Below are 12,146 nucleotides of genomic sequence, written 5' to 3'. Positions count from 1 at the left end.
GTGCGTGCGCCGGGGCCGGATTGCGGCGGGCGCAAAACGCCCGGGCTGGCGCGAAGGGTTGCACTCTACGCGTGTTCGCGCGATTCCGCTTGCGGCGCCGCGGAAGCCCGTCTGGCGCTTTGCCTTACAGAACCACAAGCAAAAGGTGGGACGAACGTCGGAATACCTGCAAGATTTCTGGAAGGCGTATATATTGCGCGGTTATGACCGAAAAAGATAAACCTGTAAAAATGGCTCCGAAATCGGTGCCGCTGCCGCGCACGTGGGACGCCCGCGCGGCGCGCTGGCTCGTCACTCCGCTGGTACCCACGCGCGTTACCCCGAATCATCTGACCACGCTGCGACTCCTGATTGGCGTTGTCGGTGGTTTTTATCTGGCGCGCGGAGATTTTCTGCACGTCAATATTGGCGCATTTCTGATCGTTCTGTCGAATTTTGTTGATCATACCGACGGCGAACTGGCGCGTATCAGCGGCAAAACCAGCCGTATCGGGCATTTCTACGATCTGGCGGCGGACGCGCTCGTCACCGTTCTGCTGTTCCTCGGCATGGGCTACGGCCTCGGCGTCGTGGCCGCGCACTCCGGCGCCGAATGGCGTGTGCCGCCGGCCGTGCTCGGCGGCATCGCGGGCGTCGCGGTCGCCGTGATCTTTTTCCTGCGCATGCGCATCGAGGAAATGGCCGGCAAGGCGGGCACCCAGCAGGCGTTCGCGGGCGGCTTCGAGACCGAGGACGTGCTCTATCTGCTACCCCTTGTCACGCTGACGGGCGTCGTGTCGCCGTTCATCATCGCGGCTTCGATCGGGGCGCCGTTGTTCGCCATCTGGGTGGTGCTCGACTATGTGCGCCTGACGCGCCGCTTGCGTCCCGCCAAGGAAACCCCCCAGGTGTGGAGCAGCCGATGAACTTGCAGGCAGAACAAGAACAGGTCGTAGCGGCGCCCGTCCCCGCGCCAGCCCGCGCCTCGCGTGCGGCGGCCGGCGAGCCGGACGGCGCGATCGGCCGCGCGCTGCGACCGCTGAACACCGTGCGCCTGCGCGACGACTACCAAAGCCAGGGCTCGTTCCTGTATCTCTCCGATTTTCTGCCCGCCGACGCTACGCAACAGTTGATCGACGCGGCCAACGCGCTGCTTCCCGAAGTCAACCGCAACTATCTGCCGGGCCACAAGGCGGGCGGCAGCGTGAGCCGTCACACCATCGACCGCCTCGCGCCGTACATCGCCGAGCTTTACCGCTCGCCGCAACTCATCGCGTGGCTCGAAAAGATCACGGGCGACCGCCTGCAGTTATCGCCCGAAGACGACCCGCACGCTTACGCGCTCTATTACTACACGCGCGCCGGCGATCATATCGGCTGGCATTACGACACGTCCTATTACGACGGCCGCCGCTATACGGTGCTGCTCGGCGTGATCGACGAGTCGTCGTGCAAGCTCGACTACGAGCTGCACACGAAAGACCCGAACAAGACGGATGAGCCGGGCTCGGTGCAGTACCCGCCGGGCGCGCTCATCGTGTTCGACGGCGACAAGCTTCGCCATCGCGTCACGCCGAGCCTCGAAGGCGAAGTGCGCGTGTCGCTCACGCTCGAATACGTGACGAACCCGAACATGCGCCCGTGGCGGCGTTTCATTTCGAACATGAAGGACGCCATCGCGTACTTCGGTTTCCGCCAGGTGTTCCGCAAGGCATTGGGAGGCAAGGCGTGAGCCGTGCTGCCATCCTGCTGCTGTCGATCGGCACGGCACTCTTCATCGCGTTGCTCGCCTGGCAGGGGCTCGGCTCGGTCACGGGCGCGCTCGCGGCCGCCGGCTGGGGCCTCGTCCTCGTCGCGGCGTTCCACGTCGTGCCGCTCGCGCTCGACGCGGGTGCGATCGCCGTGCTCTTCGGCAAGGACGAGCGCGTCGACCAGCGCGATGCACTGCTCGCGCGGTGGACCGGCGAATCGGTCAACAGCCTGTTGCCCGCGGGCCAGATCGGCGGCCCCGTGGCGATGGTGCGCCAGCTCGGGCAACGCGGCATGCCGATGCGCCACGCGGCTGCGGCCATCACCGTGAGCACGACGCTGCAAGCCGTCGCGCAGATCGTCTTTGCCGTCTTCGGTATCGGGCTTTTTTCGGCTTATGCCGCGAATGGCGCGCCGCGCGATCTCGGCGTCGCCGCGCTGATCGCGACCGTCGTGCTCGGCGGCCTGATCGCGCTGTTCTATGTCGCGCAGCGCCGCGGTCTGTTCGGCCGCCTGCTGCGTCTCGCCTCGAAAGTGTTCGGCAAGCGCGACTGGTCGGCGCTCGCCACGCGCGCCGACGCCATCGACGAAGCCGTGAAGTCGCTTTACGCCCGGCGCGGCCGTGTGGCGGCCAGCTTCGCGCTGAGCCTCGCGGGCTGGCTCGTGGGCACGGTGGAAGTGTGGCTCGCGCTGCGCTTTCTCGGCCATCCCGTAGGCTGGATCGATGCGCTGCTGCTCGAGAGCATCGGCCAGGCGATTCGCGGTGCTGCCTTCGCCATTCCCGGTTCGCTGGGCGTGCAAGAGGGCGGTTACCTGCTGCTCGCGCCGCTCGTCGGCCTGCCGCCCGAGGCGGCGCTCGCACTCTCGCTCGCCAAGCGCGCGCGAGAAATCCTGCTCGGCTTGCCGGGCCTTCTGTATCTGCATTTCAGCGAACGTAGCTGGCAACGCCGGCGCGCCTTGCGCGTCCCCGCTGTCGAAGTCGCCGATTGACCTTTTTTCTCCCAAGGAACGTTTGCGCATGCGCGCCATCATTCTCGCGGCAGGCCTCGGCCTGCGCCTTCAGCAACAAGCTGGAGAACAGTTTCCGAAATGTCTGCTGCAGTTCGAGGGCGTGACGCTGCTCGAACGCCATCTGCAATTGCTGGAAGAGGCGGGCGTGACGGAAGTCGTGCTCGCGCTCGGCTTCCAGCCTGAGCTGGTCGAGGCCGAACTCAAGCGCATCAACTGGCCGCACAAGGTCGAGGTCGTGATGAATCCGCGCTTCGACCTGGGCAGCGTGCTCACGGTGCATCGCACGGCCGAGGCGCTCACGCGCGGCGGCGACGTGCTGCTCATGGACGCCGACGTGCTCTACGACGAGCGCGTGTTCGCACCGCTCGTGGCGGGCGAGGCGCCGGCCAACCGTCTCCTGATCGACCGCGACTTCGAAGCCGGCGACGAGCCCGTGAAGCTGTGCCTGCGCAACGGCGTGCCCGTCGAACTGCGCAAGCAGCTGGCGGTCGGTCTGCAATACGACACGATCGGCGAGTCGGTGGGCTTCTTCCGCCTCAACGAAGCGACGGCGCGCCGCTTTGCGCAGATCGTCGAAGGCTACGTCGATACGGGCCGCGCGAACCTGCCGCACGAAGAAGCGCTGCGCGACCTGCTGCTCGAACGCGGCAGCGAGTTCGAAACCGCGGACGTGACCGGCGCGCCGTGGATCGAGATCGACTTCCCCAATGACGTCACGCGCGCCGCGGAGCAGGTGCTGCCGCAACTGCGTCCCGTGGTGAGCCGCGTGAAGCAGGCCGCGATCTAAAGCGCATCTTTGCGGATTGCCCGACGCTGATTGCTTGAATCAGGCCGCGAGGTCTGTCTCCGCTTGAAAGCGGCGGCGGGCTTCGCGGTTTTTGTTTTTGCGCGCGCTTTCGTTGCGTGCCGCCTGCACGAAGCGCACCGCTTCATCTGTTGCCGGGTTCCCGTTTTCCGCAACAAGGGCCATAATGGCAGCTTTACGCCATCAGCCACGCTGATCGTCGTTCCTGCCCATGCCATTAGCCCTCGGCACCTTCATCGTTCCGCTCATTGTCGCGTGCTCGATGTTCATGGAGAACGTGGACGGGACGGTCATCGTCACTGCGCTCCCCGCACTGGCCCGCGATCTCGGTCAGGACCCCATCACACTCAAGCTGGCCGTCACGAGCTACGTGATCGGCCTGGGCGTCTTCATCCCGATCTGCGGCTGGGTGGCCGATCGCTTCGGCTCGCGCAATGTGTTTCGCACGGCCATCGGCATCTTCATGGCGGGTTCGCTGTTGTGCGCGGCGTCGCGCTCGCTCGAGATGTTCGTGGCAGCCCGCTTCGTGCAGGGCATCGGCGGCGCGATGATGGTGCCGGTGGGCCGGATCATCATCTTCCGCTCGCTGCCCAAATCGGACTTCATTCGCGCGGTCAACTATCTCACGGTGCCCGCGCTGCTCGGGCCGGTCGTGGGGCCGCCGCTCGGCGGGTTCATCACAACGTATCTGCACTGGCGGCTGATTTTCTTCATCAATATTCCGATCGGCGTGCTCGGCATCTGGCTCGCGAACCGGCATATCGAGAACATGCACGAGGAGCATCCTGGGCGGCTCGACTGGGCTGGCTTCGTGCTTTCCGCGGGTGGGGCGTCGCTGTTCATGCTCGGCCTTTCGCTCGTGGGCGGCGAGATCGTCGCGACCGGCACCGCGGTGACGATGTGCGTGATCGGCGCGTTGCTGCTGGCGGCCTATTGGTTGTATGCGCAACGTGTCGAGCGACCCGTGCTCGATCTGAAATTTCTGCGCATCCCCACGTTCAATGCGAGCGTGGCGGGCGGGTCGCTGTTTCGCATCGGGCTTGGCGCCGTGCCATTTTTGTTACCGCTCACGCTGCAGGAAGGGCTCGGCATGACGGCGTTCGCCTCAGGCGCCATCACCTGCGCTTCGGCGTTCGGCTCGATCTTCATGAAGGCGATCGTCTCGCGCGTGCTCGGGCGCTTCGGCTTTCGCCGCACGTTGATGGTCAACGCGGTGCTCGCGGGCACGGCCATCGCGATATGCGGCTCGTTTTCGCCGGGCATGCCCGTGTGGCTCATCTGGGTCATCGTGCTCGCGGGCGGGATCTTTCCTTCGCTGCAATTCACCGGCCTCAATTCGCTCGCCTATGCCGATATACCGACGCGCGACATCGGCCGCGCCACCAGCGTGGCAAGCGTGATCCAGCAGGTGTCGCTCGGCCTCGGCGTGACGATCGCGGGCCTCGTGCTGCAGATTTCGCATCGGGTGCAAGGGCATTCGGCCATCGTCTGGTCCGATTTCTGGCCCGCATTTCTCGTGGTCGGGCTCTTTTCGGTAGCGTCGATTCCGGTGACGATGCGTTTGCCCGCGAATGCGGGAGAAGAAATTGCGCGCGGGCGGCGCGGCAAGGCCTGATCCAGCTCAGGAGGGCGCCGTCTTGCACGGCAGCGGAATCAGCGGATCGCCGGATCGCAATCGTTTTCCTGGCGTGCTATAAGGCCAAGGCAGGTTTCCGGTAGGCCAACAAACCGAATCATGGGGTGAACTCAATGAAGCTGGTTGAAAAAACGAAAATTTCCGCTGCCTCTCTCGCACTGCTTTCGCTATCCGCCTTGTCCACAGGCTTCCTCGAAGCCACGCCGGCCTTTGCGAAGGATACGCAGCAACGCCCTGCGGTCCTCAATGCGTCGGCCGTGGCCGTTGCCGACAAGTACGCGGCCGACGCCGCCGAGCAGATCTTCAAGGAGGGCGGCAACGCCGTCGATGCGGCGGTCGCCATCGCCTTCTCGCTCGCCGTGACGTACCCCGAAGCCGGCAACATCGGCGGCGGCGGGTTCATGACGCTCTACGTGAACGGCAAGCCGTACTTCCTCGACTATCGCGAGCGCGCGCCGCTCGCCGCCACGCGCACGATGTACCTCGACGACAAGGGCAACGTGATCCCGGGCAAGAGCCTGTTCGGCTATGACGCCGTGGGCGTGCCGGGTACCGTCGAGGGCATGTGGGAAGCGCAGAAGCGCTTCGGCAAGCTGCAATGGAAGCAGGTGCTCGCGCCGGCGATCAAATACGCGCGCGACGGCTTCGTCGTGGACGAGCAGCTCGCGAAGCGCCGTGAGGCCGCGGAAAAGGACTTCGCCGGCAAGACCAATTTCGACGACTACTTCGGCAACCTGAAGGAGGGCGTGACGTTCAAGCAGCCCGATCTCGCCAACGTGCTCACGCGCATTGCGAACCAGGGCGCGAAGGACTTCTACGACGGCAAGACCGCGGACCTGATCGCCGCCTCGATGAAGGGCCACGGCCTCATCACGAAGCGTGACCTGCAGGAGTACAAGGCAGTGTGGCGCCAGCCCGTGGAGGCGAAGTGGAACGGCTACGAGATCATCACCGCGCCGCCCCCGAGTTCGGGTGGCGTGGGCCTCGTGCAGCTGCTCAAGATGAAGGCGATGCTTGCACCGCAATTCAAGGACGTGCAGCTCAATTCGCCGCAGTACATCCACCTGATCGCGGAGATCGAGAAACGCGTGTTCGCGGATCGCGCCCAATATCTCGGCGACCCCGACTTCTACAAGGTGCCGGTCGCGCAGCTCACCGACGACGCGTACCTCGCGAAGCGCGCCGCCGAGGTCGACCCCGACAAGCCATCCGACACCAAGAGCGTGCAGCCGGGCCTCGGCACCTCGATGCCCGAGAAGGCGGAAACGACGCACTTCTCGGTGGTCGACAAGTGGGGCAACGCCGTTTCGAACACGTACACGATCAATGGCTACTTCGGTTCGGGCGTGGTCGTGCCCGGCGCCGGCATCGTGCTCAACGACGAGATGGACGATTTTGCGTCCAAGCCCGGCGTGCCGAACATGTTCGGTGTGGTGGGCAGCGACGCGAACGCGATTGCGCCGAAGAAGCGTCCGCTTTCGTCGATGACGCCGACCATCCTCACGAAGGACGGCAAGGTGGCGCTCGTGATCGGTACGCCGGGCGGCTCGCGCATCTTCACGTCGGTGTTCCAGGTCATCAACAACAACTACGACTTCGACATGCCGTTGAAGGACGCGGTGGCGGCGATGCGCTTCCACCACCAGTTGCTGCCGCCCAACACGATTTTCTGGGAGCCGTATGCGCCGATCGACGGTGAACTCGCCAAGCAGGTCGAGGCGAAGGGCTATGTGCTGAAGGCGCAGGACTTCAACGGCGACATTCAGGCGATCCGGATCAACGGCGATACGCCCGACGCGGTTTCCGATCCGCGCGGCCGTGGCGTCTCGCGTCTGATCCAGTAAACCGCGCCGCCGATGCGAAACGATGCGCTGCGCATGAAAGCAAACCATTTCGCATCGGCAAGCTGGCATGAGGCGGCAAAAGTTTGCATGACATGAGCGTTTGTCCTCAAATTTGGGGATGCCGCTCCGTTGTTCATCGCGTACTATGCAACCTCCGGCGGAAGACAGCCCTTTGCCGGCGTGTGTTTTTCTTGGGGCGGCATTTGCCGCCCCATTTTCTTTTCGGCATTTCCGCTGCACGCTTCAGAGTCGCACTGCATATTGAATCCGTCAGGCGAGATCACTAAGCTCTGACGTTTGCGCCGTCACGCAAGCGAGGCGCGCGCCCACTTCTCATCGCACCCGAGCATGGATCTGACGAGCCGCGAACTCGCGTTGATCGCAGACGTCTTCAAGCTGCTGGCCGACCATATCTTGCCCGAGGGCGCCTTGCGTCTCGAGGTGGGGCGGCGCCTGCTCGAACTGCTGCGCGCCGACGGCCTGCATGCGGGCGCGGACCTGTTCGTCTGGTCAGGCGAAGAGCATCTCGATCATCTGCGCATTGGGCGCGGCAAGCGGCGCGAGCATTTTTCCGATCGGGAGCTGGTGCTGTTCGATCTGGTGCGCCCGGCTTTCATCGCTGCGCTGGCGCGCTCGCGCGCGCAGACGGGGCACGTTCAGCCGCCGCCAGCCGATACATCCACTGCGGATAACGAAGCGGTCAACCGCCTGACGCGGCGCGAGCGCGACGTGGTCGCGCTCGTGGTGGAAGGGCTGCTCGACAAGGAGATCGCCGAGCGGCTAGGCATTTCCTACACGACCGTGCGCACCCATCTCGATCGTTCGTTTCAGAAACTCGGCGTCAGCAACCGCTCGCGGCTCGCGCGGCTCGTGCAGTCGACGCAGCGCTGAGGCGCTTCGCGCTTCCCCTTATTCCGGCACGGCTGCCGAAACGTTCTTGCCTGCGGCCTCGATCAACCCGAGGCAGGTTTGCGCGTTGCCGATCCGTTCGATCGCGAGCAGCGCGAAGCGGGCGAGAAAGAGCGGGCCGTTGGCTTCGCCCAGATTGGTCATGGTCTTGCACAACTGCGTGTAGACGGTGTCGAGTTCGCTGTCGGTCATGGCTTTCTCCATCTGTACTTGTTTCCGCCCGTGCTCAGGCGCACAGCGCGTGGTCGAGTGCGGCGAGCGTCTGCGCGGCGACGGTGCCGGCTTCGCCGTGCCAGCGGCCGAGCACGTGGCCGTCCGGGCGCACGAGGTAGAGCGTGCCGGGCTTGGCGCCGTACATCGGGAACAGGCGTCCCGTGTGATCCCAGCCGCTGCGGCGTGCTGCGTCGCCGGGCTGGCGCTGTGCGAGCGGCACCAGCGCGAACGGCAAAACGCGTGCAGCCAGTGTCGTTTCGAGCGCGGCGATCGGGGCCGGCGTCGCGCCATCCTCGCTGAAGTAGAACGCCGTGAAGCTTGGCGCGATCAAGTCGGTCACGTGGCCTTCGTGCACGCCGGCCTGGTCGACGATCGTGAGCGGACATTCGGGCAGCGCCGTGCCCGGCGCCGGGCCGTTCGCGAAGACATTGGAGGCCGCGTTGAGCGGCGAGGCCGCGTAGGCGATCGCCGAAGTCTGGCGCGGATTGATCAGCGAGCGCACGGCGGCGTGCTCACGCGCGAGGCTCAGCACGGCGGTGCGCATCAGATCGAAGGCGAACGACGGCGGCGCCATGAACTCCGTGCTCCTGGTGCCGTAGCTCAGGTTTTCGTGCGCGGCGTAGACGCGCTCGTCCGAGTAGCTGTCGAGCAACGCGTCGCTCGCGAGGCCTTTCACGACATACGCGAGCTTCCACGCGAGGTTGCCGGCGTCGTCGATGCCCGAGTTGGCGCCGCGCACGCCGAAGATCGGCACGAGGTGGGCCGCGTCGCCCGCGAACAGCACGCGGCCGTGGCGATAGCGCTCGAGCGTGAGCGCGTTGGCCTTGTAGATCGTGATCCAGACCGGCGACCACGATGCCTTCTCGCCCATCATGTCGAGCAGGCTCTGCACGCGCGGCATGACGTTTTCAGGCTTGATCGCTTCGTCGGCGTCCTCGCCGTCGCGCAGTTGATAGTCGATGCGCCAGACATTGTCGGGCTGCTTGTGGACGAGCACGGTCGAGCCGGGATTCGACGCCGGGTCGAAATACGCGAGCCGTTCCGTCGGCCGCGCGCTGTCGAGCAGGATGTCGACGATCACGTAACGGCCCTCGTAGCTCGTGCCCTGAAGCTTCAGGCCGAGCGACTCGCGCACCGTGCTGCGGCCGCCGTCGGCGGCGATGAGCCAGTCGGTCTGCGCGGTGTAATCGCCTGCGGGCGTGGAGAGCGAGAGCGTCGCGCCATGCGCGTCGTCCTGCAGCGCCGTCACTTTCGTGCACCAGCGAATGTCGATGAGATCGGCGTGCCGCTCCGCTGCGTCGAGCAGGAACTGCTCGATGTGGTATTGCGCGAGGTTGACCATGGGCGGCAGCTTCTGGTTCTCGTCCTGCGGCATCGTGAAGTGCAGCACTTCGTCGTCGCGATAGAAGCTGCGCCCGCCGGTCCACGGCAGACCTTTGGCGAGGAAGCCGTCGAGCGCGCCGAGGCGCTCGATGATTTCCAGGCTGCGGCGCGAGATGCAGATCGCGCGGCTGCCGTAGCAGACCGATTCGTCGGCTTCGATCAGCACCGAGCGCACGCCGTGCTTCGCGAGGCCGAGCGCGATGGCGAGGCCCACTGGGCCGCCGCCGACGATCGTCACGGCGTGGCGTTGGGTCTCGCGGCCGCCTTCGAGTTCGGGCAGGCGGGCGGCGTACTGCTTCGCCTCGAACGGATAGGGTTTGAATCCGGCGCTCATGGGGATTGCGTCTCCGATACGTAAGTCTTGTGCTTGCCGGCTTGCCCCGAGCGGGGGCGCTGGCGATGAAGGCAGTATGGAGCGCGAGGCGCGGCCCGCTGTCCTCAATTTGGGTACAGGGGGCTTACGGGGGAGATTTTGCGCAGTCGTTTTTCTGCGCGCGTTTGCGGGGGGTGTTTAGCCCTGATCCGTCGCCAGACAAAGCGCAAACAGCTGCCGCTGGCTCGAAATGCCCAGCCGCTGATACGCGCGTTTCTGATACGTCACCACACTGCTGGGCTTCACGCCCATGCATTCGGCAATTTCAACCGCGCTGCGTCCTTCGAGCACGCCGCGCAGGGCGTCGAGTTCGCGTTTGGAAAGCGTGGGGCAGAGTCCGCGCAGACGCGCGAGCATCATCTGCGGAATGCCGAGCTGGCTCTGGCCGCGAATCGTGTAGTGATGCCGTGCCGACTCGCCGATCAGCGGCGCGAGCGATTCGACCAGTTCCACTTCGCCCGGCTGAAAATTGCCGGCGTCGCTTTCGCGGTACAGGTTCACGGAGAGCCAGATGTCGGCGGCCGGCTGCAGCAGCAGCGAGAGCCGGTCGGACACGTTGGGCGTGGCGTAACAGGCCGTGCGATAACCGTCGTGCGCGATGTCCGCGCTGCTCTGCCAGTGCAGCACGAGCGACGAGCCGGGCTTGTCGGCCGAGCCGCCGCTGACGATCTGCTGATTGCCGTCGAGCGCGTAGAAGAGGCGCGCGTAGGTGTCGGCGACATCGCGCAGAAAGCGCCCGCCGCGATGGTCGGCCACGGAAACCGTGCGCGGCCGGTTGCCGAATTCGTAGGCGAACACGGTGCACTGCGTGACCGATGTCGCCGGGCCAAGCATGTTCAGCACTTCGGCGGCGAGTGCATTGGCATCGTCGCGGCCGATGGCCGAAACGAGGCTGGTGACGCGCGAGAGGTCGAATTGACCTGTCTGCCTCGGTCGATCGAGATGCCAGTAACGCATGTTTCTTGACGGAAAACGGCTGGGAAAAGCAAGTTTGATGAGGTTAGCATCGTTTCGCATCGGCGCGAAAGCGCCAGCAGCGGGGCCGGATCGCCCGCAGGACGCCCCGCCGCGAAGCCTGCGTCAACGAGAGCAAGGAATGGCACGTTGGGGTAATCTCCACCCTCGGCCGGCGCGGTATGCGCGCCATGTTTCCTTACCTGAATATCCCTGCGCGCAGGTTATCTCGAAATGTTGACGCTCCCCACCGCGATTCCACCCGATTTCGGCGCCGGAGCGGTCTTTCTCAGCGTACTCGTCACGCAACTGGGCGTGCCGGTGCCGGCCGCGCCGGTGCTGATTCTCGCGGGCACGATGGCGGCGAGCGGCGAGACATCCTACGGGAGCCTGCTGGCGGCGGCCGTGATCGCCACGCTGCTCGCGGATTCGCTGTGGTTCGCCGCGGGCCGCAAGCGCGGGCGGCGTCTGCTCAATGGGCTCGTGCGTTTTTCGCTGTCGCTGGACACGACGATCCGCATCGCGCGCAACGTATTCGAGCGCTACGGCGCGCCCATTCTCGCAGTGGCGAAGTTCGTGCCGGGGCTCGGCCTGATTTCCGCGCCGCTGCTCGGCACGACGACGGTGGCGGTCCACGTCTTCCTGCTGTGGGACACGGTCGGCGCGGCGTTGTGGGCGGGGACCTGGCTGCTCGGCGGCGCGGCGCTGCATGCGGAAATCGTCCGCTTCGCGGCGTTCGTGCGCGCGAACGGCATGACGATTTTCGACGTGCTCGCCGTGGCAGGCGTGCTGTTCCTCGCCTGGCGCTGGCTGCGGCGCATGCAGTTCCGCCACTGGCTGGCGACGCACCGCATTTCGCCCGATCAGCTCGACGAGATGATGAAGTCGGGCGCGCCGCCCATCGTGCTCGACGCGCGCCCGCAATCCGTGCGCGCGAAGGAGGCCTACCGGATTCCTGGTGCGCGTCCGCTGAATCTCGATTCGAGCGAAGAACTCTCACCCGAGCTGATCGGGCGTCCGATCGTCGTGTACTGCGTGTGCCCGAACGAGGCGACGGCCAAGCGCATCGTCGATCAGTTGCGCAACAAGCACATCTATCATGCGCACGCGCTCAAGGGCGGGCTCGACGCCTGGGAGCGCCACGGTTATCCGGTCGAGCCGCTGTCCAACGAGTTCCACGCGGCGCATGCGCATGCCGATGAGCTCGAAGCGGGCGAGGAAGCCGAATACACCGTGCGGGCGAGCCTTTCCAAATAACGGCAGTTCCGCCGCGCGTCGCCAGGCGCGCGG

The 12,146-nt window shown here is 65.5% G+C and carries 12 protein-coding genes; 8 read left to right on the top strand and 4 right to left on the bottom strand.

The window, feature by feature from the left end; translation table 11 throughout:
• Positions 1 to 203: 203 nt before the first annotated feature.
• The 4 genes from AB4Y35_RS27300 to AB4Y35_RS27285 are packed head-to-tail and all read left to right on the top strand — an operon-like array spanning position 204 to position 3,526.
• Positions 204 to 905 (top strand): CDP-alcohol phosphatidyltransferase family protein, encoded by a 702-nt coding sequence (locus AB4Y35_RS27300; RefSeq protein ID WP_368706826.1) that lies wholly within the window; start codon positions 204 to 206, stop codon positions 903 to 905.
• Positions 902 to 1,711 (top strand): 2OG-Fe(II) oxygenase, encoded by an 810-nt coding sequence (locus AB4Y35_RS27295; RefSeq protein ID WP_368706825.1) that lies wholly within the window; start codon positions 902 to 904, stop codon positions 1,709 to 1,711. Before AB4Y35_RS27300 ends, AB4Y35_RS27295 begins: the two co-directional genes overlap by 4 nt.
• Positions 1,708 to 2,718, top strand: a complete 1,011-nt coding sequence (locus tag AB4Y35_RS27290) for a flippase-like domain-containing protein (RefSeq protein ID WP_368706824.1) — start codon at positions 1,708 to 1,710, stop codon at positions 2,716 to 2,718. The genes AB4Y35_RS27295 and AB4Y35_RS27290 overlap by 4 nt, the downstream gene beginning before the upstream one ends.
• Before the next feature lie 28 nt (positions 2,719 to 2,746).
• Positions 2,747 to 3,526 carry an NTP transferase domain-containing protein gene (locus tag AB4Y35_RS27285; protein ID WP_368706823.1) on the top strand — a complete coding sequence of 260 codons (780 nt, stop codon included), beginning with the start codon at positions 2,747 to 2,749 and terminating at the stop codon, positions 3,524 to 3,526.
• 39 nt (positions 3,527 to 3,565) lie between these two features.
• On the opposite strand, the gene AB4Y35_RS27280 is transcribed toward AB4Y35_RS27285, so the two are convergent.
• A complete protein-coding gene (locus AB4Y35_RS27280; RefSeq protein ID WP_368706822.1) occupies positions 3,566 to 3,709 on the bottom strand; it encodes a hypothetical protein in 144 nt (47 codons plus the stop codon).
• A 46-nt stretch (positions 3,710 to 3,755) separates the two neighbouring features.
• Here AB4Y35_RS27280 and AB4Y35_RS27275 point away from each other — a divergent pair, with 46 nt between their 5' ends.
• The 3 genes from AB4Y35_RS27275 to AB4Y35_RS27265 all read left to right on the top strand — a co-directional run bounded on the left by AB4Y35_RS27275 (position 3,756) and on the right by AB4Y35_RS27265 (position 7,915).
• On the top strand, positions 3,756 to 5,159 hold the full coding sequence (locus AB4Y35_RS27275; RefSeq protein ID WP_368706821.1) for an MFS transporter: 1,404 nt from the start codon (positions 3,756 to 3,758) through the stop codon (positions 5,157 to 5,159).
• A 134-nt stretch (positions 5,160 to 5,293) separates the two neighbouring features.
• Positions 5,294 to 7,024: a gamma-glutamyltransferase gene (gene ggt / locus AB4Y35_RS27270; protein ID WP_368706820.1), complete on the top strand. Its 1,731-nt coding sequence runs from the start codon at positions 5,294 to 5,296 to the stop codon at positions 7,022 to 7,024.
• 348 nt (positions 7,025 to 7,372) lie between these two features.
• Positions 7,373 to 7,915: a LuxR C-terminal-related transcriptional regulator gene (locus AB4Y35_RS27265; RefSeq protein WP_368706819.1), complete on the top strand. Its 543-nt coding sequence runs from the start codon at positions 7,373 to 7,375 to the stop codon at positions 7,913 to 7,915.
• Between the two features lie 18 nt (positions 7,916 to 7,933).
• Here the strand turns inward: AB4Y35_RS27265 and AB4Y35_RS27260 are convergent, their stop codons facing one another.
• The 3 genes from AB4Y35_RS27260 to AB4Y35_RS27250 all read right to left on the bottom strand — a co-directional run bounded on the left by AB4Y35_RS27260 (position 7,934) and on the right by AB4Y35_RS27250 (position 10,859).
• A complete protein-coding gene (locus AB4Y35_RS27260) occupies positions 7,934 to 8,125 on the bottom strand; it encodes a hypothetical protein (protein ID WP_368706818.1) in 192 nt (63 codons plus the stop codon).
• Between the two features lie 34 nt (positions 8,126 to 8,159).
• Complete coding sequence (locus tag AB4Y35_RS27255) at positions 8,160 to 9,863, bottom strand: FAD-dependent oxidoreductase (RefSeq protein ID WP_368706817.1); 1,704 nt, start codon at positions 9,861 to 9,863, stop codon at positions 8,160 to 8,162.
• 177 nt (positions 9,864 to 10,040) lie between these two features.
• Positions 10,041 to 10,859: a LuxR C-terminal-related transcriptional regulator gene (locus tag AB4Y35_RS27250; protein WP_324154915.1), complete on the bottom strand. Its 819-nt coding sequence runs from the start codon at positions 10,857 to 10,859 to the stop codon at positions 10,041 to 10,043.
• Positions 10,860 to 11,090: 231 nt separating this feature from the next.
• Here AB4Y35_RS27250 and AB4Y35_RS27245 point away from each other — a divergent pair, with 231 nt between their 5' ends.
• Positions 11,091 to 12,113, top strand: a complete 1,023-nt coding sequence (locus AB4Y35_RS27245) for a VTT domain-containing protein (RefSeq protein WP_368706816.1) — start codon at positions 11,091 to 11,093, stop codon at positions 12,111 to 12,113.
• Positions 12,114 to 12,146: the final 33 nt, after the last annotated feature.

It is taken from the genome of Paraburkholderia sp. EG286A, from assembly GCF_040965375.1.
Classification (GTDB): Bacteria; Pseudomonadota; Gammaproteobacteria; order Burkholderiales; family Burkholderiaceae; genus Paraburkholderia.
The sequence above is the reverse complement of the archived record's forward strand: the minus strand, read 5'-3'. Positions and strand labels throughout refer to the sequence as shown.

Excerpts from the sequence above, each read along its gene's own strand:
- ggt (WP_368706820.1), top strand. The coding sequence starts at position 5,294 with ATGAAGCTGGTTGAAAAAACGAAAATTTCCGCTGCCTCTCTCGCACTG.
- AB4Y35_RS27255 (WP_368706817.1), bottom strand. The coding sequence starts at position 9,863 with ATGAGCGCCGGATTCAAACCCTATCCGTTCGAGGCGAAGCAGTACGCC.
- AB4Y35_RS27245 (WP_368706816.1), top strand. The coding sequence starts at position 11,091 with ATGTTGACGCTCCCCACCGCGATTCCACCCGATTTCGGCGCCGGAGCG.
- AB4Y35_RS27275 (WP_368706821.1), top strand. The coding sequence starts at position 3,756 with ATGCCATTAGCCCTCGGCACCTTCATCGTTCCGCTCATTGTCGCGTGC.
- AB4Y35_RS27300 (WP_368706826.1), top strand. The coding sequence starts at position 204 with ATGACCGAAAAAGATAAACCTGTAAAAATGGCTCCGAAATCGGTGCCG.
- AB4Y35_RS27260 (WP_368706818.1), bottom strand. The coding sequence starts at position 8,125 with ATGACCGACAGCGAACTCGACACCGTCTACACGCAGTTGTGCAAGACC.
- AB4Y35_RS27265 (WP_368706819.1), top strand. The coding sequence starts at position 7,373 with ATGGATCTGACGAGCCGCGAACTCGCGTTGATCGCAGACGTCTTCAAG.
- AB4Y35_RS27280 (WP_368706822.1), bottom strand. The coding sequence starts at position 3,709 with ATGGCCCTTGTTGCGGAAAACGGGAACCCGGCAACAGATGAAGCGGTG.
- AB4Y35_RS27285 (WP_368706823.1), top strand. The coding sequence starts at position 2,747 with ATGCGCGCCATCATTCTCGCGGCAGGCCTCGGCCTGCGCCTTCAGCAA.
- AB4Y35_RS27295 (WP_368706825.1), top strand. The coding sequence starts at position 902 with ATGAACTTGCAGGCAGAACAAGAACAGGTCGTAGCGGCGCCCGTCCCC.
- AB4Y35_RS27250 (WP_324154915.1), bottom strand. The coding sequence starts at position 10,859 with ATGCGTTACTGGCATCTCGATCGACCGAGGCAGACAGGTCAATTCGAC.